The organism is Tessaracoccus flavus (assembly GCF_001997295.1).
GTDB classification, from domain to species: domain Bacteria; phylum Actinomycetota; class Actinomycetes; order Propionibacteriales; family Propionibacteriaceae; genus Arachnia; species Arachnia flava.
Genome location: NZ_CP019605.1, coordinates 1,458,298 through 1,484,843, shown reverse-complemented (window position 1 = coordinate 1,484,843; position 26,546 = coordinate 1,458,298). Strand labels below are relative to the sequence as shown.

Below are 26,546 nucleotides of genomic sequence, written 5' to 3'. Positions count from 1 at the left end.
AGACGATTCGCTGAGGAATTCTCGGAGGCTAGCCTGTCCTGCATGGGGATCAACTGGGACGGCGCGGTGAATGCCCGGCGCGTCAACGACACTGTGGTCCGGATGGCGCGTCGCGAGTGGGTATCGCCCCGGGGCTGGGACGCCGCGATAGCCGACGGCTTCACCACTGTGGTAGACCTGCGCTCCCCGTACGAGTGGCAGACGGTCCGTGACGGGGACTGGCCCATGCCACCCGATCTTCAGCGCCGGTTGCGGCTGATCTCCGCGCCGACGGAGGATCCGGAGCATCCCCGGTTCCAGGAACTGCTCGCGCCCTACCTCGATCACCCTGCGCACTACCCGACCTATCTTGAGCTCTTCGGCGACAAGGTTGCCAAGGCTCTCATGGCCCTCGCCGAGGCCCCTGCAGGGGTGATCGTCCACTGCTCCGCCGGGCGCGACCGCACGGGCCTGGTCGTCGCCCTCGGCCAGAAGCTCGCGGGCTGGCCAGACGACGAGATCGTCGCCGGCTACATTGCCGCCGCCGAGGGCATCAACGAACTGCACCGCACCAATCCGCATCCCCGCGAGCGGTACCTCACCGGAGTCGACTGGCGGCGGTGGATCGACGGTCGCCACAGCGCCCTGGAGGGCTTCCTTGCGCGCCTCAACGCGCCGGGTCTGTTGTCGGATGCTGGACTGAGCGCAGCCGACCTGGACCTGATTCGCCTACGCTTCCGCATGTCAAATGCATAACGATCCTGTGCGGCGCATTGACCCCATGCCGCATCCGGGCGAGTATGGCGTGACTGTTTGAACGATCCCCGGAGGAGCGCATGAAGAAGCCGACCCTGGCCAGCCTGGCGGCTGAGCTCAAGGTGTCCCGGCAGACCGTCTCCAACGTGCTGAACTTCCCGGACCGGGTCCGTCCCGAGACGCGTCGACGTGTTCAGGAGGCGATCGACCGCGCCGGCTACATGCCGTCGGCGGCGGCGCGTGCGCTGCGTAATCAGAAGGCAATGGTGCTCGGACTCCGGCTGAGCGACCCCAGAAACGGCATCTCCGGCTCGTTCATGGACGGCTTCACCCACGCGCTGGTCACGCTCGCCGACAAGCAGGGCTACCGGGTGGTCCTGTTCCCGGCCACCACGAAGGCCGAGGAAGTCGACAAGCTCGTCGAGCTGCGCCGGACATTGGCGATCGACGCCTGTGTCCTGACCGACACCTGGATCGACGACGACCGCCCCGCCCAACTGCTCGAGCTCGGCGTGCCCTTCGCCGCCTTCGGTAGACCCTGGGACGCGACCGATCACGGCCGTTGGGTTGACGTCGACGGACGCGCCGGCGCGCGGGAGGCGGCTTTGTATCTGCGGAGCCTCGGCCACGAGCGCATCGGCTTCATGGGCTGGTCGGACGGATCCCCGGTGGGCAGGGACCGGATGGCCGGCTGGAAGGAGGCCCTCGGCCTCTCCGACGCCGAGGCGCTCGACCTGGTGCTGGAGAGCGACGACACCGTTGCCGACGGCGCCGCGAACATGTCGCTACTCCTGGGGCGCGGCGTGACGGCAGCGGTCTGCGCCTCGGACAGCCTCGCGCTCGGTGCCCACACTGTGAACCGCCGGCGCGGGCGGCACGGCGTGTCCCTCGTCGGCTTCGACAACACCCCGGTGGCCCAGGCGGTGGGGCTGGCCAGCATGCGTCAGCCGGTGGCGGACGTGGCGCGGATCGTCCTTGACAAGGTGCTGCAGCAGCTCGACGACGAGGACTCGGCCCAAGATGGGGTGCTGCTCGCGCCGTCGCTCGTCACCCGGGAGCCCGAGGGGTGACGCGCTGTGCCCTTGCGCCCTGAGCGAAGCGGGAATCCACCCAGCCCTCGGATCGCTACACTGTGTAGGCCACTGAGACCCCTCGAAGGGAACCCATAGATATGCGCCGAACCCGCCTGTCGGTTGGCATCGTGCTGGCCCTCATCCTCGCGGTCGTGTCGACCGCGTGCTCGCAGCCGCAGGAAGAAGTGCCAGAGGCCCGACCGCTCGTCATCGGCGCCACTCTGGAACCCGACGGCCTCGACATGACGACGGTGGCCGGCGCGGGCACCCCGTTCGTGCTCCTCCGCAACGTCTACGAGACGCTCATCGAGCTCGACGGTGAGGGCGGGTTCAAGCCCCTCCTCGCGTCCGAGTGGACCATCTCCGACGACCTGCTCGAGTACACCTTCACCCTCGACCCCGCCGCCAAGTTCGCCAGCGGCGAGGACATGGTGGCCCAAGACGTCGTCGACAGTTTCGAGCGGTCGCGATCCGAAGCGGCGACCGGCAGCATCCGTGCCAAGTGGGATCCCGTGGACACGATCGAGGCCCTCGACGAGGACAAGGTCCTCGTGACGCTCAGCCAGCCGTCCAACATGTGGCTCTACGACATCGCGGGTCCGGCGGGGATCGTCGTCGATCCGGCCGGGGTCGACACGCTCGACACCCAGCCCGCAGGTTCGGGCCCCTTCACCTTCGTCGCCTGGGACCAGGGCAACACGCTCAAGCTGCAGGGCAACCCCGACTACTGGGGCACCGCCACCCGCTTCGGTGAGGTCACCTTCCAGTACTACGCGGACCCCAACGCCATGAACACGGCGATGCTGTCGGGCCAGCTCGACATCATCTCGAACCTCACCGTTCCGCAGAGCATCGGCCAGTTCGAGGATGAAGAGCGCTTCACCATCCACGAAGGCACCACCGACGGCGAGGTCGTCCTCGGCTTCAACCATCGCGTCCCCGCCCTCCAGGATCTCCGCGTCCGGCAGGCCATCAACCACGCGATCGACAGGGAAGCGCTCGTCGATTCGGCGTGGGGAGGCAAAGGGCCGCTCATCGGCTCGATGGTCCCCCCGACCGACCCCTGGTACGAGGATCTCTCCGATACCTACCCCTACGATCCGGAAAAGGCGAAGGAACTGCTTGCCGAAGCCGGGTACGCCACAGGCCTCAGCCTGCGGCTCCGCATCCCCACCCTGCCCTACGGCCCCCCGGCGGCGCGTTTCATCCAGGCCCAGCTCGGCGAGGTGGGCATCGACGTCGAGGTCGAGGAGCTCGACTTCGCCCGCTGGCTCGACCAGGTCTACGGCGCGCACGACTACGACATGACGATCGTCAGCCACGTCGAGGGCCGCGACATCGGCAACTTCGCCCAGGAGGACTACTACTGGGGCTACAGCAATCCCGAGTTCTCCGAACTCATCGAGGAGGCCGACACGGGCACCGAGGAGGAGCAGGTGGCCAAGCTCCAGGAGGCGGCGCGGCTCCTCGCCGAGGACGCTGCAGCCAACTGGCTGTTCCTCCTGCCGAACATCGTCATCACCACCACCGAGATCTCGGGGGTGCAGCCGAACCAGACGAGCCTCGCGTTCGACCTGACCACGCTGGCCGCCAGGAGCTGACCCGACCATGGTGCTGCGCCGGGTGGGCGTGCGAACCGCGTGGCTGCTCGCAAGCCTGCTGCTCGCGTCGCTGCTCATCTTCGCCGCCACCAACGCCCTCCCCGGCGACATCGCCCAGGTCATGCTCGGTACCAACGCCACACCGGGGGAGGCCGAGGCCCTGCGGGAACGCCTCGGCCTCAACCGACCGTTCCTCGTCAGGTACCTGGAATGGTTGTGGGCGGCGGTCCGCGGCAATTTCGGGGTCTCCTACATCTCCGGGCGCTCCGTCGGCTCCCTCATCGCCTCCCGGCTCAGCGTCTCGGTCTGGCTGGCCGGACTGGGCATGATCTTCGCCGTGCTGCTCGCGCTACCGATCGGCGCCTACGCCGCGATGCGCCGTCGCCACCTCGACGGCGCCGTGGTCTCGGCGCTCTCCCAGGTCGGGCTCGCCGTCCCGGCGTTCTGGGCCGGCATCTGGCTCGTCATCATCTTCGCCGTGACCCTTGGCTGGTTCCCGGCCGGCGGTTATGTCTCCTATTTCGACGGCGTGGGTCGCTGGGCCAGTCACCTCGCGCTGCCCGTCGCCTCGCTCGCGGTCGTCCAGGCGTCGGTCATCTCTCGCTACGTCCGCAGCGCCGTCATCGAGGTGAGCCATGAGGACTACTTCCGCACTGCGCGCGCCGTGGGCTGGTCCCGGGCCGGCGCGCTGTGGCGGCACGGGCTGCGCAACATCGGCATCTCGCTGCTCACTGTCATCGGCCTGCAGCTGGCGACCCTGCTCGTCGGCGCCATCATCATCGAGCAGGTCTTCGCGCTGCCCGGACTCGGCTCGACCCTCCTGCTGGCGGTGTCCCAGCGCGACCTCGGCATCGTGCAGGCGATCGTGCTGCTGATGGTGTGGGCCGTGTTGCTCATCAACTTCCTCGTCGACGTCGCCTACCAGCTGGTCGATCCCCGGCTCCGGCGGGGAGGTGAGATCCGATGAGGCGCGCAACTTTGTACTTCGGTCTGGTGCTGATCGGGATCGTCGTGCTGCTGGCGGGCGTCGGACTCGTGTGGACGCCGTTCGATCCGGCGGCGGTGACGTCGTCGCGGCTCCTGCCGCCCGGCTGGCCCCACGTGCTGGGTACCGACGGCTTCGGCGCGGACATCCTCTCCCGGCTCATGAGCGGCGCCAAGATCATCCTGCTCGTGGGCGTCGCATCAGTGGCGGGCGCCGCCCTGATCGGGGTGCCACTCGGCATCTTCGCCGGCATGGCCCGAGGCTGGGCGGGCGAGATCCCGGCGCGGCTCTCCGACATTCTCTACGGCTTCCCCGCGCTGCTGCTGGCGATCCTCCTGGCCGCGGCGCTGGGGGGCTCGACATGGACGGCGATGCTCGCCATCGCGATCTCCACCATCCCCGCGTTCGTCCGCATCGCCCGTGCGGCCACCCTCCAGGTGATGAGCCAGGGCTACGTCGAGGCGGCCCGCCTCAGCGGTACCCCGCGTCTGGCGATCGCCCGGCGCCATGTCCTGCCCAACATCGCCCCGGTGCTGGGGGTTCAGGCCTCGGTCAGTTTCGGCATCGCCATCCTGGCCGAGGCGGGGCTGTCCTATCTCGGGCTGGGCTCCGGCCCGCAACAGCCGACCTGGGGGCGGATGCTGCGCGAGGCCCAGGACCACCTGTTCAGCGACCCGCTGCTCGCGCTCTGGCCCGGTCTGGCCATCGCGATCGCGACGATGGGGTTCAACCTGCTCGGCGACGGGCTGCGGGACCTCCTGGATCCCAGGCTGAGGGAGATCCGATGAGCTACCTCGAAGTGAGCGACCTCACCGTGCGGTTCGGGAGCCGCCCGCCGGCTGTCAACAAGATCTCCTTCTCGGTCGGCGAGACCGACCGGCTGGGGATCATCGGCCAGTCCGGCTCCGGCAAGTCCGTCACCGCCCTCGCGATCCTGGGCCTGCTGCCGGAGCACGCGAGTGTGACCGGAAGCATCCGGTTGGATGGCCGCGAGCTGGTGGGTCTGCCTGAGCGAGCCATGCAGGATCTGCGCGGAGACGAGATCTCAATGATCTTCCAGGAGCCGATGACGGCGCTCGACCCGACGATGAAGGTGGGCCGCCAGGTGGGCGAGGTGGTGGCCCTGCACCACGGGGAGCGACGAGGCTCTATCCGCGACGAGGTGCTTCTCTGGCTCGGACGGGTCGGACTGAGCGATCCCGAGCGCATCGCCGACTCCTACCCGCACGAACTGTCCGGGGGGCAAAGGCAACGCGCCCTCATCGCGATGGCGCTCGCGAACCGCCCGGGGCTCGTCCTGTGCGACGAGCCGACGACCGCTCTGGACGTACTGGTCCAGCGACAGATCCTGGCGCTGCTGGCCGAGCAGCTGGCCGACCGTGCCGCGCTGTTCGTCTCCCATGACCTCGCCGTCGTCCGCCAGGTCTGCCCACGCGTGGCCGTCATGCTCCGCGGCGAGATCGTGGAGGAGGGCCTCATCGACGACATCATCGCGCGCCCCCAGCACCCCTACACCCAAGGGCTCATCGCGTCGGCACGGCTCGACCGGGTCGCGCCGGGGGAGCGGCTCCCGAGCGTCGCTGACTTCTACCCGGGGGTGGAGTCATGAGCCTGGTCGAGCTCCGCGGCGCCGGGGTCACGTACCGGCGCGCCGGCAAGCCGTTCGTCGCGTTGCGCGACGTGGATCTGGTCATCGGTGAGGGCGAACGCGTCGGGATCGTCGGGGGCTCCGGGTCCGGAAAGACGACGATGGCGCGCCTCATGCTGGGGCTGCAGCCTCCGGCGGCCGGCGACGTGCTGTTCCAGGGCCGCTCGATCGTCGGGCTGCCCGAGCGGCGCCGGGGATGGCTCCGCGCCGCCGCGTCGATGGTGTTCCAGGACCCCAACTCTTCCCTCAACCCGAGGATGACGCTCCGCGACATCGTCGGGGAGCCGCTGCGTTCCCCGGTGCTGAAGGGGCGCGGAGACGTGCCCCCGCTCACCGGGCAGGTGCTGACGGAGGCGCTGGCCGGGGTCGGACTCACCCCCGACATGCTCGACCGCTTCCCGCACCAGCTCTCCGGCGGCCAGCGCCAGCGGGTCGCCATCGCGCGTGCGCTCATCAGCGATCCGGCGCTGCTCGTCGCGGACGAGCCCGTGTCGGCCCTGGACGTCTCCGTGCGGGCTCAGGTGCTCAACCTGCTCACCGACGAGGTCAACGAGCGGGGCCTCGCCCTCGTGCTGGTCTCCCACGATCTGGCGATCGTGCGCCACCTGTGCGAGCGGGTCGTCGTCGTGGATCGCGGCTCCGTCGTCGAGCAGGGCGAGGTCGCCCAGGTGCTCGAGGCGCCCCGTCACCCCTATACCGCCGCTCTCGTCGAGGCGACGCTGACGCTCTGAACCGCGGCGGACGTGGTCATGGGGCCGGTCGCGGCGGTCGTAGAATGGCGCCCTGTGAAGGCACTGCTACTTGAGAACATCCATGCCGATGCCGTGAAGGCGCTCGAGGCCAGGGGCTACGAGGTCGAAACGCGAGCGGGAGCGCTCGCCGACCAGGAGCTCATCGCCGCCCTCGATGGGGTCGACTACCTCGGCATCCGCTCGCGCACCCACGTCACGCGGGAGGTCCTCGCGGCCGCCCCGCAGCTGCGGGCGGTCGGAGCCTTCTGCATCGGGACCAACCAGATCGATCTCGAAGCTGCCACCGAGGCTGGGGTGGCTGTCTTCAACGCGCCCTACTCGAACACCCGATCCGTTGTGGAGCTCGCCATCGCGGAGATCATCACGATGGCCAGGCGCCTGGCCGACAAGAACCGCGACATGCACGCGGGCGTCTGGGACAAGTCCGCCCAGGGCGCCCACGAGGTTCGCGGGCGCACTCTGGGCATTGTCGGCTACGGCAACATCGGCTCGCAGCTGTCCGTGATGGCCGAAGCCCTCGGCATGCGGGTGCTCTTCTACGACGTCGTCGACAAGCTCGCGCTCGGCAACGCACGGCGGGTCGACAGCCTCGACGAACTCCTCGCCGAAGCCGAGACCATCTCGCTGCACGTCGACGGTCGCGCCTCCAACACCAACCTGTTCGGACCCGCGGAGTTCGCGAAGATGCGCCCGCGCTCCCTGTTCCTCAACCTCTGCCGCGGGTCGGTCGTCGACATCGACGCCCTCCACGACGCCCTCGTCAGCGGCCACGTGGCCGGCGCCGCGATCGACGTCTTCCCGAGCGAGCCGAAGGCCAAGGACGAGCCGTTCGTCTCGAAGCTGCAGGGCCTGCCCAACGTCATCCTGACCCCCCACGTCGGCGGGTCAACCCTTGAGGCGCAGGTGGACATCGGCCGGTTCGTCGCCGGCAAGCTCGCGGACTACGAGTCCTGGGGCTCCACGTCGATGAGCGTCAACCTCCCGGAGGTGACGGCAGGCCCCCTTCAGGAGGCCCGGATCGTGCACCTCCACCACAACGTGCCCGGTGTGCTGGCCCGCCTCAACTCCGCGCTGGCCAACCACAACATGAACATCGGCTCGCAGACGCTGGCCACCAAGGGCCACTACGGGTACGCGGTCACCGACATCTCGGGAGAGCGCTACGACGGTCTGCTCGCCGAACTCGAGGCCCTGGACGAGACCATCCGCGTCCGGGTTCTCTGATCCCGGGGTCCGACTCCGGGATCAGGTCCTTAGGTAGCCGAGGACCTTGTCGTGGAGGAGCCCGTTGGTGGCCAGCGCGCCGGGCCCGCGGACGCCGTCCTCGCCGGACAGGTTGGTGAAGCGGCCGCCCGCCTCGCGCACGATGACGTCGAGAGCGGCCATGTCGTAGAGCTCGAGCTCCGGCTCGCAGGCGATGTCGACGGACCCCTCCGCGACCAGCATGTAGCTCCAGAAGTCGCCGTAGGCACGCGTGCGCCAGCAGTCGCGCATGAGGTTGACGAACCCCTGCCCGTTGCCGGCGTCGACCCACTCGGCGATGTCGGAGTACGACAGGGACGAGTCGGCGAGCTCCTCGACGCGGCTCACGCGCAACTCGCTGGCGCTCATGATCGACCGCCCCGTGAAGGCTCCGCCGCCCTCGGTGGCCCACCAGCGCCGGTTGAGCGCCGGCGCTGACACCACGGAGGCGACGACCCGGCCCTCCACCTCGAGCGCGATGAGCGTCGCCCACACGGGGACGCCGCGCAAGTAGTTCTTGGTGCCATCGATCGGGTCGATGATCCAGCGGCGGGCTGACTCGCCGGTGTCGTCGAACTCCTCGCCGTGCACGGCGTCGCGGGGGCGGGTGCGGGCGAGCGTGCGCCTGATCGACTGCTCGACGGCGGTGTCGGCCTCGGTCACCGGGGTCGCGTCCGGCTTGGCGGAGAACTGCAGATCGAGCGCCCGGAACCGGTTCATCGAGAGTGAATCGGCGTCATCGGCCATGAGGTGCGCCAGGCGCAGATCGTCGTTGAGGTCCTTCGCTACAGCCATGCCCCCAACCTAGTGGCCGACGGCGCGCCTCAGGCGAAGGCGCGCCCCATGCGGCGGAACGACGCGAGCCGCTCCTCGCTGAGCCGTCCGTCCGCGACGGCGTCGTCGAGCGCGCATTCGATCGCGCCCGTCTCGTGGTGGCAACCGCGGGGACACTCGTCGGCGAACTCCGACAGATCCGGGAACGCGCCGAGGATCGACGAGGTCCGCACGTGGCTGATCCCGAAACTGCGCACCCCCGGGGTGTCGATGATCCAGCCGCCGTCCGGCAGCTCCATGGCGATGGCCGAGGTGGACGTGTGGCGGCCCTTGCCGGTCAGGTCGCTCACCTCGGCGGTGGCGCGGTGGGCGTCGGGGATGAGCCGGTTGACCAGGGTCGACTTGCCCACCCCCGAGTGGCCGACGAACACCGTGACGCGGTCGTTGAGCGTCGCGCGGATCTCGGTGAGGTCGGCCTCGGGATCAGTGACGACGATGGGCACGCCGAGCGGCTCGTAGGCCGCCCGCAGTTCGTCCGGGCTGGCCAGGTCGGCCTTGGTGAGGCACAGAACGGGGTCGATCTGGGCGTCGAAAGCCGCCACGAGGATGCGGTCGATCATCCCCATGCGCGGCGGGGGGTCCGCCAGGGCGGTGACGATGAACAGCTGGTCGGCGTTGGCGACGATGGGCCGCTCGAAGGTGTCGGCGTCGTCGGCGCTGCGCCGCAGTACCGTCCGGCGCTCCGCCACGTCGACGATGCGCGAGAGGGTCCCCTCGGCCCCGCTCACATCCCCGTCCAGCGTCACGACGTCGCCGACGATCACTCCCTTGCGGTCGATCAGCCGGCCGCGGACGGCGGTGACAGGGGACCCGTCGGGCAGGACGCACCGGTAGCGGCCCCTGTCCACCGAGATGATGCGGGCCGTCGGGAGCGACGAGTAGTCCGGCCGTTCCTTCGTGCGTGGGCGCGACCGGCGGCGGGGCCGGTCGAAGCCGCTGTGGTCGTCTTCGCGGAGCGACTTCACGGCGTCACCAACCCGCGCCAGTCACGCTCGAAGTCCGGCATGGTCTTCGACACGCACTGGAGATCGGTGACGTGGGTACCGGGCGTGACGAGCCCCACCAGCGCCGCGAAGTGCACCATGCGGTGGTCGGCGTAGGTCTCGACCGTGGTCGGCCGCAGCGGATGGCCTCCCTCGATGACGATCCCGTCCGCCGTCTCCTCGGCAACAGCGCCCAGCCGGGCGAGTTCCCTGACCAGCGCCGCCAGCCGGTCTGTCTCGTGGCCCCTGATGTGGCCGACGCCGCGGATCCGGGTGGTGCCCTCGGCGAGGGCGGCGAGCGCCGCCACGACGGGGGTGAGTTCCGAGGCCGCGGTGAGGTCCACATCGATGCCGCGGAGCGGGCCGCGCCCGCGCAGACGCACGGAGCCGACGTCGCGCGCCACGTCGGCGCCCATCCGCTCAGCCACGTCGAGGAAGAGGGCACCGGGTTGGAGGCTCGCCTCCGGCCAGCCCGACACGGAGACGTCGCCCTCGGTCAGGGCCGCCGCGGCGAGGAAGACCGACGCGTTGGTGAGATCGGGCTCGATCACGTGGTCGAGCGCCGTGATCGGGCCCGGATGCACCACCCAGGTCCGCTCGTCGGGCTCGTCGATCCGGACTCCACGGGCACGCAGCATGTGCACGGTCATGTCGATGTGGGGACGCGACGGGAGGGTCGCGCCGGTGTGCCGCACCTGGAGTCCATGTGGGAGCAGAGCGCCGATGAGCAGCAGGCCCGAGACGAACTGGCTCGAACCGGAGGCGTCGATGCTGGTCTCGCGCCCCGTCCTTCCGGCGGGTTCGACGGTGAACGGGAGGCTGTCCCCGGTGACCCGGCAGCCCAGCTGTCGGAGCCCGTCCAGGAGGGGAGCCATCGGACGCTCGCTCGCGTGGGGGTCTCCGACGAACGAACTGGGGCCATCGGCGAGCGCGGCGACCGGCGGCACGAACCGCATGACGGTGCCGGCGAGCCCGCAGTCGATGTCCTGGGCGCCGCGGAACTGTCCGGGTGGAGTGACGAGCAGGGTGCCGGCGGAGGGCTCCACGAGGATGCCCAGCTTGCGCAGCGCCCCGATCATGAGGTCGGAGTCTCGCGACTGCAACGCGCCGGTGAGCCGGCTGGGCGCATCGGCGAGGGCCGCGAGAACCAGCGCGCGGTTGGTTTCCGACTTCGAGCCCGGCACCACCACCTCGCCGACAACCGGCGAGGCGGCGTGGGGGAGGCTGATCAACTGACGGCGGCCTCGAGCTTGCGGGTGAGCTGCTTCGTCGACTTGCGGGCCTTCTTGCCCAACGACTTGGCCTGCTTCTCGGCCTTGGCGCTCGCCTTGCGCGCCGCCTTGCTCACGTCGTCGCCGAGGGCCGCGGCCTTCTTCTCGGTCACCTTCGCGGCGTGCTCCGTGCGCCAGGCGAGGCTGGGCTTGCCCTGGGTGTCCTGGGCGGCCAGCATCGAGGCGCCGAGCAGCGCGGCGTTGCGGAGCACTGCGGGGCGGGCGGCCTGCTTCGCGTCCTGGGAGGCACCCTTGTCCGGCAGCGCGATGGCGACGTTGAGGACGCTCGCCTTCGCGAGCAGCATGGCTCCGAGGCGACGGCCGATGCCGGTTGCGAACATGACTCCGCCGAGCACCTGTGCAACGCCGGAGATCCGCACCCACGTCTCCGCGCGCTCGGGCACGTAGGAGGCGATGTCGGCGGGCACCACGCGCTGCACGAGCGGGGCGACCCGCGACGTGAATGCTTCGGCGTCGGGTGCAGTCTCGGCTGGCTTCGTGACCGCCTTGACGCCTTCAGCGATGAAGTAGCTGGCGAACAGGCTTCGGGACAGGAATCTGGTCAGGCTCATGGCGTCAGCCTACAACGCGCGCTGAGCGGCCGTGCTTATCCTTGCACCATGTGTGGACGCTACGCGGCGACGGCGAACCCCGAGGAACTGGCCGAAGAGTTCGACGTGGAGGTGCTGGCCGACGGCGTGTCGGAGGTGGCGGGAGCGCGCTTCAACATCGCGCCCACCGACCTCGTGCCGGCCGTCGTGGAGAGGGAGCGGGGCGACGCCGTCACCCGATCGTTGGTGCCCCTGCGCTGGGGGCTCGTGCCCAGTTGGGCCAAAGCACCGACGACGACGATGATCAACGCCCGCGTGGAGACCGTCACCGAGAAGCCCGCCTTCAGGAAGGCGGCCGCTGCCCGGCGATGCCTCCTGCCCGCCCTCGGGTACTACGAATGGCGCAGCGAAGTGCGGCCGGAGTCCGGACCCAAGGCGATCAAGCAGCCGTACTTCCTGGCCGCCCGGGATGGACTGCTCGCCATGGCCGGGCTCTACGAGTTCTGGCGGGGCCCCGACGGCTGGCTGGCCTCCACCACCATCATCACCACGACCGCCACCGACGATCTCGGCTGGGTCCACGACAGGATGCCGATGAGCGTTCCCCGCGAGGCCTGGGACGACTGGCTCGATCCGGCGCTGACCGACGCCGCTCACGCCGTGACGCTGCTTCGACCCCCGGCGCTGGCCACGCCCTATCCGGTGTCACGGGCGGTGAGCCGGGTGGGCAACGACGGGCCGCAGCTGATCGACCCGCTCCCGGAATAAAGCCGGTCCGCCGAGCGTTGTCGTCAGCATGACAGTTGCAGGCCCGACGACCACGAACGCGATTCACGTGGGCTTTGCGATGGTTTCGGCGCTATTCTCGCTGCTGATGGAACAGGAACTCAGCACGTCGCTGGCCGACGACACCCTCGACGCCGACGCGGCCTTCGAGGAGGAGGCGCTGAGCCATCTCGACCGCCTCTACGCCGCGGCGCTGCGGATGACGCGCAACCCGGCCGACGCGGAGGACGTCGTCCAGGACACCTACGCCAAGGCCTTCTCGTCGCGGCACACCTTCACGCCCGGGACCAACCTCCGCGCGTGGCTCTACCGCATCCTCACCAACACCTACATCAACTCCTACCGCAAGGCGCAGCGCTCCCCGCAGACCAGCGGCGACGAGGACGTCTCGGACTGGCAGTTGGCGCGGGCCGCCTCGCACGACTCCGCCGGGCTCCGCAGCGCGGAGATGGAGGCGCTGGACCAGACCCCCGACGCCGTCGTGGCTGACGCGCTGGCCCAGTTGCCCGAGAACTTCAGGATGGCGGTCCTGCTGAGCGACGTCGAGGGGTTCTCCTACAAGGAGATCGCGGAGATCATGGGCACACCGATCGGCACGGTGATGAGTCGACTCAACCGGGGCCGCGCGCAGCTGCGCGACCTCCTCGCCGACTACGCACGCGACAAGGGAATCGGACGGCGGACATGAGCTCACACGAACACGACGAGATGGACGAATGTGTCCAGGCCCTCGCCCGGGTTCATGCCTTCCTCCGCAACGAGCTCCTCGAGGTGGACGCCGACCTCATCCGCCACCACCTCCACGCCTGCGAGCGATGTATGGAGAACTTCGAGATCGAGTCCACTATCACGGAGATGATCCAGCGCAGCCAACCCACTCCCGCGGCACCGACGACGTTGACCGCCCGGATCCAGACGTTGCGCATCACCCACCGCTGATCCCCGGTACGACGAAGCCCCCGCCGAGGCGGGGGCTTTATCTGTGTGCGCTCAGGCGTTGGGGCGCTTGCCGTGGTTCGCCTTGTTCTTACGGCGAGCGCGGCGCTTGCGGCCGGTCTTACCCATGAGGATCTCCTCGTTGTGGTTTCGTGCAGGACGCCTCATTCTGCCAGACAAGCCCCGCGCACGCGAAAGGCGTTCCGTGGCAGAGTAGGAATGTGGCGCGCGAAGTGGACCAGATGACCGACGACGAGTGGTTGGAGGGGTTCGTCGACCAGTGGCATCTCCTGGCCGACCTGAGCTTCTCCGATCTGGTCCTCTGGAAACCGATCTCCGACGACGGCGACGTGTTCGCCTGCACCGCGCAGATCCGCCCGGTGACGGGACCCACCGCGTTGGAGGAGGACATCATCGGGGAGCTCATCGAGTATGAGCCCGACCATCCGGTGACGGTGGCCTACATGACCCACGCGATCGCCGAGACCAGCGACAACGCCCTTAACGCCGGCATCCCGGTGGACGTGTGGGCGATCCCGGTGCTGCGCCACGACCGGCCCATCGCGGTCATCGAGCGCCACACGAACCAGATGGGGATGCGCGCCACGGGAGCGCTGGAGGAGAACTTCATCGAGGCGGCCGAGATCCTCACCCAGATGCTCATGCGCGGTGAGTTCCCCCTCGTCCAACCCTCGGACAAGGCCCTGGCGCCCAGGGTGGCCGACGGTGTGCTCCGGGTCATGCCCGACGGGGTCATCTCCTACGCCAGCCCCAACGCCATCACGGGCTACCGGCGGCTCGGTGCGGCGGGCGACATCGAGGGCGAGAACTTCCGGGAACTCACCCGGCAGCTCCGGGAGGGGGTCGAATCGCTGGGCCAGACGGTCAACGCCGACCTCGACGGGCGTCTCACGCTGGAGTTCGACGTCGACGCGCGCAACGCCTCCATGCGGTTCGTGCTGCTGCCGCTCTGGCTCGAGTACACGTCGGCCGGGATGTTGGTGCTGTGCCGCGACACCACCGACCTGCGCCGGCGCGACCGCATGCTGGTGACCAAGGACGCCACGATCCGCGAGATCCACCACCGCGTCAAGAACAACCTCCAGACGGTCGCGGCGCTCCTACGGATGCAGTCCCGGCGGCTCTCCTCCCCGGAGGGGAAGGAGGCGCTGCGCGACGCCATGCGCCGCGTGTCGTCCATCGCCATGGTGCACGAGACCCTCAGCTATTCGCTTGGCGAGGAGGTCGCGTTCGACGAGGTCTGCGACAAGATCCTCGAGATGGTGGGGGATCTGGCGGCCTCTCACGGCACCGTGCGCGCACACCGGCGCGGCACCTTCGGCGTGGTGCCCGCAGAGATGGCCACGTCGCTGTCCATGATCGTGACTGAGCTGTGCCAAAACGCCATCGAGCACGGCCTCGACTCATCCTCTGGCGTCGTGGAGGTGCTCCCGGAGCGGGCCGGGGGCCGGCTGACGATCCGGATCGCGGACCGGGGCCATGGCCTGCCGGACGGGTTCGCCCTCGGCTCACAGACGTCGCTGGGGCTCTCGATCATCTCGGCCCTCATCAAGGATCTGGGGGCTCGCTGGAGATGACCAACCGCGAGGACGGGGCGGGCGCGGTGGCAACAATCGTCATTCCGTTGCCGGACTGACCGACGATCGCTCAGGAATTGCGCAGACGTGAGCGTGCCGCGCGACGCTTGATCGCTCGGCGCTCATCCTCGCTGAGCCCGCCCCAGACTCCGTGATCCTGCCCGGCTTCGAGCGCCCAGGCCAGGCACTGTTCCCTGACGACGCAACGCTGGCAGATCTTCTTGGCTTCCTCGATCTGCTGGAGTGCAGGACCGGTGTTGCCGACCGGAAAAAACAACTCGGGATCCTCAGTGAGGCAGGCGGCCTTGTGGCGCCAATCCATGGCTGGGCTCCTTCTGTCGGGGGATTACTCGGTCGAGCGTATGCAGGTTACCCCTGCGGGTCACGATAGACAATACTCATCTTTCCCGGCCGATGTCGGTCAACTGTCCGCTCAATTTGAACCATCGATCGGGAATGGGGCACGCTTCACACGTGCCCACCAACTCACGCCCCGTCAGCCGCCTCGCCGCCGTCGCCGCAGGCCTCACGGCGCTCACCGGTCTCGCGATCGCCGGCATCGGCGTGGGCTCGGCGATCGCCAACTCGAAGCTCTTCGGGATCGGGGTGGCGGCGGTGCTCGTCGGCTACGGGGCCGCGATGATCGCACTGTCCTGGTTGGTGATCCGCGGCCGGGCGTGGGCCATGGGCCTCGTCGTCGCGGCCGCCCTGCTGCACCTGCTGGTGGTGGGGAGCTTCCTGACCACCGACGACCGCGCGCAGTTCCTCGGTAGTCTCGCCGTCCTCCCGGTGATCCTCGCGACGGTCATCGCCGGCGTCGTGTCGATCGGGAGGCGACCCTCCTAGCGGAGCTGGCCGGCTCCGGGCGCGGGCGTCGCGGCGAACCACTCCGGCCGGCCGTAACCCGCCTCAGAGAACGCCTCGGCGATCCGCTGACCGATCCGGTCCGCGTCCCCGGCGCGCACCAGCGCGATGATGCAGCCGCCGAAGCCGCCGCCGGTCATCCGGGCACCCAACGCTCCGGCCTCCCGGGCCGTCTCCACAGCCAGGTCGACCGTGGGCACGGTGATCTCGTAGTCGTCGCGCATGGACGCATGCGAGGCGTCCAAGAGCGGGGCCAGCGCCTCCAGATCGCCCTCCCTCGCAAGGGCGAGGGCGTCGAGCACGCGGGCGTTCTCCGTGACGACGTGGCGCACCCGGCGCCGCATCGTGTCATCGTCGAGCTGCGCGAGGGCGGCGTCGAGGTCGGTGACGTCGCGCAGCGCGTCGACGCCGAGGATCTCGGCGGCCTCCTCGCAGGTGCGGCGCCTTGTCCCGTACTCACCGTCGACGTGGCTGTGCGGGGTCTTCGTGTCGAGCACGAGGATCTCCAGTGCCTGGGCAGCCATCGGCAACGGCACCTGCTCGGTGTCAAGCGTGCGGCAGTCGAGGAACAGCCCGGCGTCCGCCTCGCACAGGGTGCTCGCTGCCTGGTCCAGCAGCCCGGTGGGGGCGCCGACGTACGCGTTCTCGGCCACCTGGGCCACCCTGGCCCGGTCCATCTTCTCGATGGTGAGGCCGTACAGATCGACGAGCGCCGCCACTGTTGCGCACTCGATGGCCGCCGAACTGGACAGGCCGGCGCCCAGCGGCACGTCGGAGGACAGGACGAGCGTGGCGCCACCCACCGCGTGGCCCGCCTCGCGCAGGGCCCACACCACCCCGGCCAGGTAGGCGTCCCAGCCCCCGACGCCCGGCGCCAGGTCCTTCAGCGCGATGGTCACGTCCTCATTCAGCTCGAGGGACGCGATCACCAGCTGATCGTCGTGGCGCCGTCCGGCGGCCAGGACGGCCTTGCGTTCGAGAGCGAACGGCAGGACGAAGCCGTCGTTGTAGTCCGTGTGTTCCCCGATGAGGTTGACGCGGCCGGGAGCGAACCAGAAGCCCTCGGGCTCGGATCCGGTCAGGGAGCGGAAGCGGTCAGCCAGGGCGGCCAGGTCAGGCACTAGTCCTCCTCGTCGTCGAGACGGGCGAGCCAGGAGGCCAGCCGCTCGACAGGGGTTTCGAATTCGGGATTGAGATCGACGAAGGTGCGAAGCTGGTCGGCGAGCCACTCGAAGCTGAACTCCTCTTGGCCGCGCCGGTCAGCGAGCTCTTCGAGCCCACGGTCGGTGAAGTACATCACCCCAGCGCCTCGTCGAGCAGTTCTTCCTCCTGCGCCTTGTGGACCTTGAGGGAGCCGACGGAGGGGGCGGAAGCCCACTCGCGCGAGATCCGACGCATCGTCAGGTCGTAGTCGGGGAGGTAGTTCTTGAGGTTGGCCGGCAAGTGCGCGGAGAGGAACGGCCAGGCGCCCTGGTTCTCCGGCTCATCCTGGACGAACCGCACGTCCTTGACGTGGAGGTAGCGCTTCAGCACCGCGGCCAGTCCCTCGCTGGGCAACGGGTACAGACGCTCCAGCGCGACGATCGCGACCTTGCCGCCGAGACCCATCTTGTCGCGTCGGGCCACGAGGTCCCACCGGACCTTCCCGGAGCAGAGGATGAGGCGCTCGACCGCCGAATGGTCGGTGATCGACGGGTCGTCGAGGACGGGATTCCACCGGCCCGACGTGAACTCCTCGGGCGTGGAGACCGCCAGCTTGTTGCGCAGCATCGACTTCGGGGTCGCGATGACCACAGGTCGGTGCCAGTTGACGTAGGCGTGCTGGCGCAGCAGGTGGAAGTGGCTCGCCGGGGTGGACGGCTGGCACACGGCCAGCGCATTCTCCGCGCAGAGCTGGAGCCATCGTTCGATGCGCGCCGAGCTGTGGTCGGGTCCCTGCCCCTCGTAGCCGTGGGGGAGCAGCAGCACGACGCCAGACTTCTGGGTCCACTTCGCGTTGCCGGCGGCGACGAACTCGTCGGAGATGATCTGGGCGCCGTTGACGAAGTCTCCGAACTGCGCCTCCCACATGACGAGCGCGTCCGGCCGGGCGACGGAGTAGCCGTACTCGAAGCCGAGCGCGGCGTACTCGCTGAGCAGCGAATCGTAGACGTCGAAGCTCGCCTGGTCCTCGGTGAGGTGCTTGAGCGGCACCCAGGCCTCGTTCGTGACCCGGTCGACGATCGCGGCGAACCGCTGCGAGAACGTGCCGCGACGCGAGTCCTGCCCGGCCAGCCGCACGGGTCGTCCCTCCATCAGGAGCGAGCCGATGGCGATCATCTCCGCAGTCGCCCAGTCGATCGGGCCCTCCAGGATCGCCTGCGCGCGGCGCTCGAGCTGCGGCATGACCTTGGGATGCACGGTGAAACCGTCCGGGAACTGCGTGTGCACGTTCGCGATGGTCTGCAGCATGTCCGGCGTGATCTCGGTGAGCCGGGCCTCCGGCTTCGTCGGGTAGTAGGGGACCTTGCGGTAGTCGTCGTCGGTCTCCGTGGTTTCCCGAACCTCGCGGAACACGTTCTCGAGGCGGCTCCGGAACCGGTTCATGACGTCCTCGGCGTCAGCCATCGAGATGTCGCCGCGGCCGATGAGCGATTCGGTGTAGAGGCGCCGCGTGGAGCGCTTCTGCTCGATGAGGTCGTACATGTTCGGCTGGGTGAAGCTCGGGTCGTCGCCCTCGTTGTGGCCGCGGCGGCGGTAGGACACCAGATCGATGACGACGTCCTTGTGGTATCGCTGCCGGTAGTCGAAGGCCACCCGCGCGGCCCGGATGCAGGCGTCGGGGTCGTCACCGTTGACGTGCAGCACCGGGGCCGAGATCGCCTTGGCGACGTCGGTGGAGTAGTGCGAACTGCGCGACTCAGTGGGTGCGGTGGTGAAGCCCACCTGGTTGTTGACCACCACGTGGATCGTGCCGCCGGTCTTGTAGCCCCGGAGCTGGCTCATCTGGAGCGTCTCGAAGACCACGCCCTGTCCGGAGAACGAGGCGTCGCCGTGCAGCGTGAGCGCCAGCACCGGGAAGTCGTCGGCACCCAGCGTGTCCTGCTTGGCGCGGGCGATGCCCTGCAGCACCGGGTTGACGGCCTCAAGGTGGGAGGGGTTCGCGGCGACGGACGCCTTGACCGTGGCGCCGTTCGAGGCGACGAAGGTGCCCTCGGCGCCGAGGTGGTACTTGACGTCACCCGTGCCGGAGCGGTCCACCTGGCCGTCGAACTCCTTGAAGATCTGCGCGTACTTCTTGCCGACGATGTTGGCCAGCACGTTGAGGCGGCCGCGGTGCGGCATGCCGATGCAGACCTCGTCGAGGGAGTCGTTGGCCGCGCGCTGGGCGATCTCGTCCAGCAGCACGATGAGCGACTCGCCGCCCTCGAGCGAGAAGCGCTTCTGGCCGACGAACTTGGTCTGCAGGAACGTCTCGAAGACCTCGGCCTCGTTCAGCTTGTCGAGCGCGTGCATGTGTTCTTCGTGCGTGAGCGGCGTGTGGGGCTTCTCCATGCGCAGTTGGAACCACTCGCGCTGGCGGGGGTCGTTGATGTGCATGTACTCCACGCCGATGGTGCGGCAGTAGGAGTCCTGCAGTGTCCCGATGATCTCCCGCAGCGGGAGATACGTGCGCTCCCGGCCGCCGAAGGTCCCGACGGCGAACTCGCGGTCGAGGTCCCAGATGCTGAGCCCGTGCGTTTCCAGCCGGAGGTCCTCGTGGGACCGCTGGCGGTACTCGAGGGGATCGGTGTCGGCGACGAGGTGGCCGAAGGCGCGGTAGGCGTTGACCAGCTCCAGCACCCGCGCGGTCTTGCTGACCTGGGAGTCGCGGTGGGCCGAGATGTCCGGGGCCCAGCGCAGCGGCTCGTAGGGGATGCGCAGCGCCTCGAAGATCTCGTCGTAGAACCCGTCCTCGCCGAGCAGCAGAGCGTGCATCTTCTTGAGGAACTCGCCCGACGTGGCGCCCTGGATGACGCGGTGGTCGTAGGTGCTGGTGAGCGTGGTGATCTTGCTGACCGCGAGATCCATCAACCGGGACGGGCTCATGCCCTGGAACTCGGCGGGGTAGTCGATGTTGCCGACGCCCAGGATCAGTCCCTGGCCGGTCATCAGCCTCGGCACGGAGTGGTTGGTGCCGATGCCGCCCGGGTTGGTCAGGGAGGCGGTGGTGCCCGCGAAGTCCGACACCTGGAGATCGCCGTCGCGCGTCTTCTTGACGACCCGCTCGTAGGCCGACCAGAACTGGAAGAAGTTGAGGTTCTCGCATCCCTTGATGTTCGGCACGAGCAGTTGCCGGCTGTCGCCCTTACGGATGTCGATGGCGATGCCGAGGTTGATCGTCGGGTTCTCGATGAGGTTCGGCTTGCCGTCGACCACGTCGTAGGCGTTGTTCATGTCGGGTAGCGCCTTGAGCGCCTGGACCATGGCGTAGCCGATGATGTGGGTGAACGAGACCTTGCCGCCCTTGGAGGTGCGCAGGAAGTTGTTGATGACCGTGCGCTGGTCGATCACCAGCTTCATCGGGACGGACCGCACGGAGGTGGCGGTGGGCACCGTCAGCGAGGCGTCCATGTTCTTGGCCGTGCGCATGGGGGCGCCGCGCAGCACCGTGTACTTGGGCTCGGCGGCGCTGGGCTCCGGGCGAAGGGCCGGGTTGGGGGCGTTGGCCGACAGGCTGGTGCCTGTGCCGGGGTTCGGCGGGGTCTCGCCGCCCTGGAGCACCTGCTCCACCTGGCTCGCCTTCTCGGGCTGGGCGGGCTTCGGCTTCGCCTCCGGCTTGGGGGCGGGCTTCGATTCCGGCTTGGGGGCAGGCTTGGGCTCGGGCTTGGGGGCAGGCTTCGGCTTCTCAGGAGGGGTGGGCGGGGAGGACGGCTGCCCTTCGAAGTAGGCGCGCCAGGAGGGATCCACCGATTGGGGATCGGCGTCGAACGCCTCGCGCATCTCGTCGATCAGCCAAGAGTTGGCCCCGAAGTCTTCATTGGTGTCAGGTGCTGACATAGTGAGGTGGCGGTAGGCCACAATCCCCTCTGTGAGAATCTGAGGCCGCAGGCGTCTGCGGCTGCTACGGCGAAGCTTACCCAACTTGGAGCGGTGCTGCTGACCGCCTCGGCGGGGCTGGGACGCCCCCGGCGCTGGCGCGGAGCGTCAGCACCAACGAGTACACCAGGAGCACCACCAGCGACGCGTTGCGCAGCAGCAGCACGGCCGTCTCCGGGCCCGAGCCGAGCGGGATGGCCATGATGCCGTAGGCCCCCCAGGGATAGGTGAATTGCGTCAGTGCGCCGACCACGATCATCGAGACGGCGAGCACCTCGACGTGCCGGTGCAGCCAGCCGCTGTGCCTGGTCACCAGCAGTGCGGCCACCGGGCCGCCGAGCCACGAAATGTACTGCGGCGAGAGCGTCTTGTTCGACACGATCATGGCCAGCACGATCGTCAGCACGGCCAGGACGATCGCCTCCGGCAGCCGGGGATCACCGCTGCGGAGGTTACGGATCAGGCGGTAGCTGAGCGCGACGGCGAGGAGCACCGACAGCGCGGTCAGCACCGTCGACACACTCAGCATCACGCCGATGCCGGGGCCGGTCACGATCTCCAGCGCATTGAACGGCGTGAGCTCGATGTGCCACGACGGGTTGTCGGTGAAGGTTCGAAGGAGCATCAGCGGGGACGCGGGCACCGACTCGATCTGGAGCCCCCGGTCGCTCTGCCACGAGATCGGGGAGGCGGATCGCTCCCAGCCGCTCGTGGCCAGCGACGCTGCCGCCAGCCCGAACCCCGCCACGACGAACCCGGCGAGCCGCCGTCGCGAACCGGCGTCGCGCAGCGGATCCGGCGCGAGCAGCGGGCCGATGAGCAGCGCGGGCCAGAGCTTGACGGCCGCGCCGATACCGACCATGGCGCCGGCCGCTCTCGGAAACGTCGTGGCGAGCAGGCACGCCCAGGCGACCAGAGCCGCGGGGATGAGATCGAAGCGGTACCAGAGGATCGCGCCCTGGGCGCCGGTGAAGAGGATCCAGAACAGCGCACCCGAAGCGTTCCCGCGCCGGTACAGCGTGATGGCCACCAGGGCGTCGAGCAGGATGAAGACGGCGCGGTACCACGGCCCCCACGTCTGCCACCCCCCGCCGATCGCGTAGATGCCCTGCAGGATCCAGACCGCCGGCACCGGGTATTCGCGCATCACATCGGGCTCACCCGCCTCGAGGTGGTAGAGGTGGTAGCCGTAGTAGGAGATGTCGTTGGCGACGAACGCGACCTCGGGCAGTTCCAGCGCGATGAGAATCGCCAGCCGCGTGGAGAGGAACAGTGCGATGAGACCGAACGGCACGAGCCAGGTGCGTAGCGACACGGCCGCCCTCCTTGTGTGCTGGCGCCCCCGCGAGGATTCGAACCTCGGCTCCCGCCTCCGGAGGGCGGTGCTCTATCCCCTGAGCTACGGGGGCCAGGCCACCGCAAGCGGCGACGCTGGCTAGGTTAGCACCTCGGTGAGGCCGCTGTCGCACGCGCTACGGTGGTGGCGTGCGAAGCTTCCTGGCTGTGGTGTGCGGCGTGGCGCTGCTCACGGGCTGCGTGGACAGGCCCGAACCTGCCCCCGCGATTCAACGCGAGACGGCCGCGCCCTGGGACGCGCCCCGCGACGCGATCTCCTACATCCAGGGTGGCGGCTTCCCGGAGTTGAGCCTCGGGGACGACACCGATCCGTGGGTCCTCAGCCTGGACGTGACGGTCGACGGGGAGGCGGTGGACATCCCCGCCTACATCGGCGTGGACCGGCTCAGGGCCGTGCAGGCCCCGGTTCACACCCACGAGCCCGGTGGAGACGTCTGGCTCGAGGGCGACGGAAACCGGGACATCACCCTGGGCGACTTCTTCTACCTGTGGGGCGTGCGGTTCACCGACGAGTGCCTGGGCGCGACCTGCGGCGACCTGAGGGTGGAAGCCGACGGCGAACAGGTCGTCAACCCGACCTCCCTCATCCTGCGTGGCCACGAGACGGTGACCGTCTCTGTCTCCTAGAACTGGCAGGCTTGTGCCCCATGACGCACATGCACATCGCCGGCTCCATCCACGCGGACGCGACGCAGGGGGGGCCGCAGTGGCTGGAGGTGCCCGCCGACCTGAACGCCCTCGACACGAAACTCTGGCCCCGCGGGACTGTGCGTGACGACGACGGACGCATCGTCGTAGCGGGGATTGCGCTGACGGACGTGGCGCAGGAGCACGGCACCCCCACCTACGTCATCGACGAGGCCGACTTCCGCTCGCGGGCGGCGGAGTTCCGTGACTCGTTCGCCGGATGGTCGATCTTCTACGCCGGCAAGGCGCTCCTCACCAAGACGGTCGCCCGGTGGGCCTTCGAGGAGGGCCTGAACCTGGACGTGACGACGATGGGTGAGATGCGCATCGCGCTGGCGGGCGGCATGCCGGCGGAGCGCCTCGGGTTCCACGGCAACAACAAGTCCGACGAGGAAATCGAGTTCGCCCTCGAGCAGGGGGTCGGCCGGATCATCGTCGACTCGTTCGACGAGATCGCCCGGCTCGAACGCGCCTGCGAGGCCGGCGGGCACACCGCTCGCGTGCTCGTCCGCGTCACGACCGGTGTCGAGGCGCACACGCACGAATACATCGCCACCGCCCACGAGGACCAGAAATTCGGCCTGTCGATCATGGGCGGCCAGGCGCTCACCGCCCTGGTGCGCTGCCACAGTTCACGCTTCCTCGATCTCGCCGGCATCCACAGCCACATCGGTTCGCAGATCTTCGAGACCCACGGGTTCGAGGTGGCGATCCGGCGCACGATGCGGCTCGCCTCGCAGTTCCGCACCGCAACCGGCGTCGAGTTGGCGGAGTTGGATCTGGGTGGAGGCTTCGGCATCGCCTACGTGGGCGCAGACAGCCCGCTGGCCACCGCCGAGATCGCCGCTGCCTTCGAGGAGATGGTGGAGCACGAGTGCCGCGGGTTCGGCCTCAGCCGACCCCACCTGTCCATCGAGCCGGGACGGGCCATCTGCGGTCCCGCGGGCGTCGCGCTGTACCGGGTGGGCACCGTCAAGATCGTCGAGCTCGAGGGGGGCCGCTCGCGGGTCTACGTGAGCGTCGACGGCGGCATGAGCGACAACATTCGGCCCGCCCTCTACGCTGCGGAGTACTCGGCGGCCATCGCCAACCGGAACTCCTCGGCCCGGCCCGTGCTCTGCCGGGTCGTCGGCAAGCACTGCGAAGGGGGCGACATCCTCATTCGTGACGTCTTCCTCCCGTCGGACATCGCCATCGGGGACCTCATCGCCGTGCCGGGCTCCGGCGCCTACGCGCGCAGCATGGCCAATAACTACAATCAGATCCCGAAGCCTCCCGTCGTGGCGGCCAAGGACGGCGTCACCTCCGTGATGCTGCGCCGCGAGACGCTGGACGACATCATGAGATTGGACGTGGGCAAATGAGCAAGCCGTTGAAGGTCGCCCTGCTGGGCGCGGGTGTGGTCGGATCCCAGGTGGCCCGCATCATCCTCAAAGAGGGTGGCACCCTCGAGTCGCGGATCGGCCGCAGGCTCGAGCTGGTGGGCATCGGCGTCCGGAACGCCGCAACCCAGCGCCCCGGCATCGACCCGGCGCTGATCACCACCGACCTCGAGGGGCTGGTGTCCCGCGGCGACCTCGACATCGTGATCGAGCTGATCGGCGGTATCGAGCCGGCGCTCGGGCTGCTGCGCACCGCCATCGCCAACGGCGCCTCGGTCGTCAGCGCAAACAAGGCGTTGCTGGCCGACTACCTCGGCGAGCTCTCCCGCGACGCCGACGCCAGGGGGGTCGACCTCTACTACGAGGCTGCAGTGGCCGGGGCCATCCCGATCATCCGCCCCCTGCGCGAGTCGTTGGTCGGCGACGACATCACCGCCGTCATGGGCATCGTCAACGGGACCACCAACTACATCCTCGACAAGATGGTCACCGAGCAGGTGAGCTACGACTCTGCCCTGGCCGAGGCCCAGCAGCTCGGGTACGCCGAGGCGGACCCGACCGCCGACGTCGAGGGTCACGATGCCGCGGCCAAGGCCGCCATCCTCGCCGGCCTCGCCTTCCACACCGAGGTGAAGCGGGAGGAGGTCTTCTGCGAGGGCATCACGTCGGTGACCCCCGACGACATCGCCGCGGCGGAGCTGATGGGCTGCACGGTCAAGCTGCTGGCCATCGCCAAGCTCACCGACGATGACCGCGTGATCGTCAAGGTGCACCCGGCGATGGTGGCCAACAAGCATCCGCTCGCGTCCGTCTCCGGCGCCTACAACGCCATCTTCGTCAACTCCCGCGAGGCGGGGGAACTGATGTTCCTCGGTCAGGGAGCCGGCGGCGCCCCGACCGCGTCCGCGGTCATGGGCGATGTCGTGACCGTCGCCCGCAACCGCCACCGCGGCACCGCCGGTCACCTCGGATCGGCCTACACGGCCCGGCAGGTGGCGCCCATCGGAGAGTCGCAGGCGCAGTTCTACGTCAGCTTCGAGGTCGTCGACCGTCCCGGCGTGCTCGCCCGCTGCGCTGCGGTCTTCGGCGATCACGGCGTCAGCCTGAGGGTCGTCCAGCAGAGCTACATCGAGGGCGGGGAGCGCCGGGAGGGCTTCGCCGCCAGGCTCGGGGTCATGACCCACGTCACGCAGGAGACGAACCTGTCGGCCGTCGTCGAGGAGCTGGGCCGGGCGGACTTCGTCGGATCGGAGATCCGGGTCATGCGGGTTGAAGGGTTCTGATGCGCAGACTCACCGTCCGGGTGCCCGCCACGACGGCGAACCTGGGCTCCGGCTTCGACTGCGTCGGGATGGCCTTCGACTGGTTCGACGACCTGACCCTCGACGTCCTTGAGGCGCCAGGGATCGAGGTGGTCGTGACGGGGGAGGGCGCCGGTGACGTCCCTCTCGACGAGAGGCACCTCGTCGTGAGCTCGATCCTCGATGGCCTGCGGGCCTTCGGCGTGGCCCCGCCCGGTATGCGGCTGACCTGCCACAACGCGATCCCCCACTCGCGCGGTCTCGGTTCCTCGGCGGCGGCCATCGTGGCCGGGCTGACGCTCGCCCACGGCATCGCACGGCCGGGCGAGCCGCTGGACCGGGCGGTGATCACACGGCTGGCCGACGAGGCCGAGGGACATCCCGACAACGTCGGCGCCGCCGTCTGGGGAGGCGCGATCCTCGCCTGGTCCAGGGAGGGCCGGGTCTCGCTGGTCCAGCTTCCGCTGCCGGACGGATTCGCCGCTGTCGCCTTCGTCCCGGAGACCGAGTGCCGCACCGACGAGGCCAGGTCAGTGCTGCCCGATCACGTCCGCAGGACCGACGCCGTGGCCCAGGCGATCGCCGCCGCCGCGCTTCCGCTCGCCCTCACGCAGCGTCCGGATCTGCTCTTCGACGCCACCAGGGACCTGCTCCACCAGACCTTCCGCGCGCCGCTGATGCAGCCGTCCTACGACCTCATGCTGCGTCTGCGGGAGGCGGGCGTTGCCGCAGCCATCTCAGGCGCCGGGCCGACGGTCATCGCCGTCGGCCTGCCGGAGCAGCTGGCCCCCGTCGAGGGCGTCGGCACCGCGGGTTTCGCGGTGCGGCGGCTCCTGCCGGCCGGGGGAGTGGAACTGTCCGAAAGCCGGTAATTGGCGCTGGGCCAACAGCTTGCTAGGCTAG

The 26,546-nt window shown here is 69.2% G+C and carries 26 protein-coding genes, 1 tRNA gene and 1 pseudogene; 17 read left to right on the top strand and 11 right to left on the bottom strand.

The genetic code is table 11. The features are described from left to right. Positions 1-42: 42 nt before the first annotated feature. The 8 genes from RPIT_RS06805 (at position 43) to serA (ending at position 8,018) form a co-directional block, all read left to right on the top strand. A complete protein-coding gene (locus tag RPIT_RS06805; protein ID WP_162274512.1) occupies positions 43-735 on the top strand; it encodes a tyrosine-protein phosphatase in 693 nt (230 codons plus the stop codon). A gap of 80 nt (positions 736-815) precedes the next feature. Next, positions 816-1,805, top strand: coding sequence for a LacI family DNA-binding transcriptional regulator (locus RPIT_RS06800; protein ID WP_077341786.1), 990 nt, complete (start codon positions 816-818; stop codon positions 1,803-1,805). Between the two features lie 101 nt (positions 1,806-1,906). Next, entirely contained in the window at positions 1,907-3,409 is a 1,503-nt protein-coding gene (locus RPIT_RS06795) for an ABC transporter substrate-binding protein (RefSeq protein WP_077341784.1), read from the top strand. 7 nt (positions 3,410-3,416) lie between these two features. After that, a complete protein-coding gene (locus RPIT_RS06790; protein ID WP_077341782.1) occupies positions 3,417-4,376 on the top strand; it encodes an ABC transporter permease in 960 nt (319 codons plus the stop codon). Beyond that, on the top strand, positions 4,373-5,182 hold the full coding sequence (locus RPIT_RS06785) for an ABC transporter permease (RefSeq protein ID WP_077341780.1): 810 nt from the start codon (positions 4,373-4,375) through the stop codon (positions 5,180-5,182). Before RPIT_RS06790 ends, RPIT_RS06785 begins: the two co-directional genes overlap by 4 nt. Continuing rightward, positions 5,179-6,003: an ABC transporter ATP-binding protein gene (locus tag RPIT_RS06780; RefSeq protein ID WP_077341778.1), complete on the top strand. Its 825-nt coding sequence runs from the start codon at positions 5,179-5,181 to the stop codon at positions 6,001-6,003. The genes RPIT_RS06785 and RPIT_RS06780 overlap by 4 nt, the downstream gene beginning before the upstream one ends. Then, a complete protein-coding gene (locus RPIT_RS06775) occupies positions 6,000-6,773 on the top strand; it encodes an ABC transporter ATP-binding protein (RefSeq protein WP_077341776.1) in 774 nt (257 codons plus the stop codon). Before RPIT_RS06780 ends, RPIT_RS06775 begins: the two co-directional genes overlap by 4 nt. 54 nt (positions 6,774-6,827) lie before the next feature. Beyond that, entirely contained in the window at positions 6,828-8,018 is a 1,191-nt protein-coding gene (gene serA, locus RPIT_RS06770) for a phosphoglycerate dehydrogenase (RefSeq protein ID WP_077341773.1), read from the top strand. Positions 8,019-8,039: 21 nt separating this feature from the next. On the opposite strand, the gene hisN is transcribed toward serA, so the two are convergent. Genes hisN through RPIT_RS06750 form a run of 4 tightly spaced genes read right to left on the bottom strand, consistent with a single transcriptional unit; the run spans position 8,040 to position 11,696 of the window. Further along, positions 8,040-8,831, bottom strand: a complete 792-nt coding sequence (gene hisN / locus RPIT_RS06765) for a histidinol-phosphatase (RefSeq protein ID WP_077341771.1) — start codon at positions 8,829-8,831, stop codon at positions 8,040-8,042. Between the two features lie 29 nt (positions 8,832-8,860). Further along, entirely contained in the window at positions 8,861-9,835 is a 975-nt protein-coding gene (gene rsgA / locus RPIT_RS06760) for a ribosome small subunit-dependent GTPase A (protein ID WP_226996357.1), read from the bottom strand. Continuing rightward, a complete protein-coding gene (gene aroA, locus RPIT_RS06755) occupies positions 9,832-11,082 on the bottom strand; it encodes a 3-phosphoshikimate 1-carboxyvinyltransferase (protein WP_077344244.1) in 1,251 nt (416 codons plus the stop codon). Before aroA ends, rsgA begins: the two co-directional genes overlap by 4 nt. Then, entirely contained in the window at positions 11,082-11,696 is a 615-nt protein-coding gene (locus RPIT_RS06750; RefSeq protein ID WP_077341767.1) for a DoxX family membrane protein, read from the bottom strand. The genes aroA and RPIT_RS06750 overlap by 1 nt, the downstream gene beginning before the upstream one ends. Positions 11,697-11,744: 48 nt before the next feature. On the opposite strand from RPIT_RS06750, the gene RPIT_RS06745 reads away from it, so the two are divergent. The 3 genes from RPIT_RS06745 (at position 11,745) to RPIT_RS06735 (ending at position 13,400) form a co-directional block, all read left to right on the top strand. Continuing rightward, the gene (locus tag RPIT_RS06745; protein ID WP_077341765.1) at positions 11,745-12,443 is read left to right on the top strand and encodes an SOS response-associated peptidase; all 699 of its coding nucleotides are present in this window, start codon (positions 11,745-11,747) and stop codon (positions 12,441-12,443) included. Positions 12,444-12,549: 106 nt separating this feature from the next. Beyond that, positions 12,550-13,149, top strand: a complete 600-nt coding sequence (locus tag RPIT_RS06740) for a sigma-70 family RNA polymerase sigma factor (RefSeq protein WP_077344243.1) — start codon at positions 12,550-12,552, stop codon at positions 13,147-13,149. Continuing rightward, complete coding sequence (locus RPIT_RS06735; RefSeq protein ID WP_077341763.1) at positions 13,146-13,400, top strand: zf-HC2 domain-containing protein; 255 nt, start codon at positions 13,146-13,148, stop codon at positions 13,398-13,400. The genes RPIT_RS06740 and RPIT_RS06735 overlap by 4 nt, the downstream gene beginning before the upstream one ends. A 51-nt stretch (positions 13,401-13,451) precedes the next feature. Here the strand turns inward: RPIT_RS06735 and RPIT_RS16110 are convergent, their stop codons facing one another. Further along, positions 13,452-13,526 (bottom strand): 50S ribosomal protein bL37, encoded by a 75-nt coding sequence (locus tag RPIT_RS16110; protein ID WP_390620223.1) that lies wholly within the window; start codon positions 13,524-13,526, stop codon positions 13,452-13,454. Positions 13,527-13,639: 113 nt separating this feature from the next. Between RPIT_RS16110 and RPIT_RS06730 the strand changes: the two are divergent. Beyond that, positions 13,640-15,054, top strand: a pseudogene (locus RPIT_RS06730) (sensor histidine kinase). Between the two features lie 11 nt (positions 15,055-15,065). On the opposite strand, the gene RPIT_RS06725 reads toward RPIT_RS06730, so the two are convergent. Further along, positions 15,066-15,317 (bottom strand): WhiB family transcriptional regulator, encoded by a 252-nt coding sequence (locus RPIT_RS06725; protein WP_077341761.1) that lies wholly within the window; start codon positions 15,315-15,317, stop codon positions 15,066-15,068. A gap of 152 nt (positions 15,318-15,469) precedes the next feature. On the opposite strand from RPIT_RS06725, the gene RPIT_RS06720 reads away from it, so the two are divergent. Continuing rightward, positions 15,470-15,841: a hypothetical protein gene (locus tag RPIT_RS06720; protein ID WP_077341759.1), complete on the top strand. Its 372-nt coding sequence runs from the start codon at positions 15,470-15,472 to the stop codon at positions 15,839-15,841. Here RPIT_RS06720 and galK read toward each other — a convergent pair. The 5 genes from galK to RPIT_RS06700 form a co-directional block, all read right to left on the bottom strand. Continuing rightward, positions 15,838-16,980, bottom strand: coding sequence for a galactokinase (gene galK, locus RPIT_RS06715; RefSeq protein ID WP_176789348.1), 1,143 nt, complete (start codon positions 16,978-16,980; stop codon positions 15,838-15,840). The genes RPIT_RS06720 and galK overlap by 4 nt on opposite strands. Continuing rightward, positions 16,980-17,156, bottom strand: a complete 177-nt coding sequence (locus tag RPIT_RS14955; RefSeq protein ID WP_093665045.1) for a DUF6104 family protein — start codon at positions 17,154-17,156, stop codon at positions 16,980-16,982. Before RPIT_RS14955 ends, galK begins: the two co-directional genes overlap by 1 nt. Then, positions 17,156-20,878, bottom strand: a complete 3,723-nt coding sequence (locus RPIT_RS06710) for a multifunctional oxoglutarate decarboxylase/oxoglutarate dehydrogenase thiamine pyrophosphate-binding subunit/dihydrolipoyllysine-residue succinyltransferase subunit (protein WP_077341757.1) — start codon at positions 20,876-20,878, stop codon at positions 17,156-17,158. Before RPIT_RS06710 ends, RPIT_RS14955 begins: the two co-directional genes overlap by 1 nt. 76 nt (positions 20,879-20,954) lie before the next feature. After that, on the bottom strand, positions 20,955-22,232 hold the full coding sequence (locus tag RPIT_RS06705) for a glycosyltransferase family 87 protein (protein WP_077341755.1): 1,278 nt from the start codon (positions 22,230-22,232) through the stop codon (positions 20,955-20,957). Between the two features lie 19 nt (positions 22,233-22,251). Continuing rightward, a tRNA-Arg gene (locus tag RPIT_RS06700) sits at positions 22,252-22,326 on the bottom strand. Between the two features lie 76 nt (positions 22,327-22,402). On the opposite strand from RPIT_RS06700, the gene RPIT_RS06695 reads away from it, so the two are divergent. The 4 genes from RPIT_RS06695 to thrB are packed head-to-tail and all read left to right on the top strand — an operon-like array spanning position 22,403 to position 26,515. Beyond that, positions 22,403-22,900 carry a hypothetical protein gene (locus RPIT_RS06695; RefSeq protein WP_077341753.1) on the top strand — a complete coding sequence of 166 codons (498 nt, stop codon included), beginning with the start codon at positions 22,403-22,405 and terminating at the stop codon, positions 22,898-22,900. 20 nt (positions 22,901-22,920) lie between these two features. Continuing rightward, complete coding sequence (gene lysA / locus RPIT_RS06690) at positions 22,921-24,324, top strand: diaminopimelate decarboxylase (RefSeq protein WP_077341751.1); 1,404 nt, start codon at positions 22,921-22,923, stop codon at positions 24,322-24,324. After that, positions 24,321-25,625 carry a homoserine dehydrogenase gene (locus RPIT_RS06685; RefSeq protein WP_077341749.1) on the top strand — a complete coding sequence of 435 codons (1,305 nt, stop codon included), beginning with the start codon at positions 24,321-24,323 and terminating at the stop codon, positions 25,623-25,625. The genes lysA and RPIT_RS06685 overlap by 4 nt, the downstream gene beginning before the upstream one ends. Next, positions 25,625-26,515, top strand: a complete 891-nt coding sequence (gene thrB, locus RPIT_RS06680; protein WP_077341747.1) for a homoserine kinase — start codon at positions 25,625-25,627, stop codon at positions 26,513-26,515. The genes RPIT_RS06685 and thrB overlap by 1 nt, the downstream gene beginning before the upstream one ends. The last annotated feature ends 31 nt before the right edge of the window (positions 26,516-26,546 follow it).

Coding starts and splice junctions, on each gene's coding strand:
- RPIT_RS06805 (WP_162274512.1), top strand. CDS start 43: ATGGGGATCAACTGGGACGGCGCGGTGAATGCCCGGCGCGTCAACGAC.
- RPIT_RS06800 (WP_077341786.1), top strand. CDS start 816: ATGAAGAAGCCGACCCTGGCCAGCCTGGCGGCTGAGCTCAAGGTGTCC.
- RPIT_RS06795 (WP_077341784.1), top strand. CDS start 1,907: ATGCGCCGAACCCGCCTGTCGGTTGGCATCGTGCTGGCCCTCATCCTC.
- RPIT_RS06790 (WP_077341782.1), top strand. CDS start 3,417: ATGGTGCTGCGCCGGGTGGGCGTGCGAACCGCGTGGCTGCTCGCAAGC.
- RPIT_RS06785 (WP_077341780.1), top strand. CDS start 4,373: ATGAGGCGCGCAACTTTGTACTTCGGTCTGGTGCTGATCGGGATCGTC.
- RPIT_RS06780 (WP_077341778.1), top strand. CDS start 5,179: ATGAGCTACCTCGAAGTGAGCGACCTCACCGTGCGGTTCGGGAGCCGC.
- RPIT_RS06775 (WP_077341776.1), top strand. CDS start 6,000: ATGAGCCTGGTCGAGCTCCGCGGCGCCGGGGTCACGTACCGGCGCGCC.
- hisN (WP_077341771.1), bottom strand. CDS start 8,831: ATGGCTGTAGCGAAGGACCTCAACGACGATCTGCGCCTGGCGCACCTC.
- RPIT_RS06750 (WP_077341767.1), bottom strand. CDS start 11,696: ATGAGCCTGACCAGATTCCTGTCCCGAAGCCTGTTCGCCAGCTACTTC.
- RPIT_RS06745 (WP_077341765.1), top strand. CDS start 11,745: ATGTGTGGACGCTACGCGGCGACGGCGAACCCCGAGGAACTGGCCGAA.
- RPIT_RS06740 (WP_077344243.1), top strand. CDS start 12,550: ATGGAACAGGAACTCAGCACGTCGCTGGCCGACGACACCCTCGACGCC.
- RPIT_RS06735 (WP_077341763.1), top strand. CDS start 13,146: ATGAGCTCACACGAACACGACGAGATGGACGAATGTGTCCAGGCCCTC.
- RPIT_RS06725 (WP_077341761.1), bottom strand. CDS start 15,317: ATGGATTGGCGCCACAAGGCCGCCTGCCTCACTGAGGATCCCGAGTTG.
- RPIT_RS14955 (WP_093665045.1), bottom strand. CDS start 17,156: ATGTACTTCACCGACCGTGGGCTCGAAGAGCTCGCTGACCGGCGCGGC.
- RPIT_RS06710 (WP_077341757.1), bottom strand. CDS start 20,878: ATGTCAGCACCTGACACCAATGAAGACTTCGGGGCCAACTCTTGGCTG.
- lysA (WP_077341751.1), top strand. CDS start 22,921: ATGACGCACATGCACATCGCCGGCTCCATCCACGCGGACGCGACGCAG.
- RPIT_RS06685 (WP_077341749.1), top strand. CDS start 24,321: ATGAGCAAGCCGTTGAAGGTCGCCCTGCTGGGCGCGGGTGTGGTCGGA.
- thrB (WP_077341747.1), top strand. CDS start 25,625: ATGCGCAGACTCACCGTCCGGGTGCCCGCCACGACGGCGAACCTGGGC.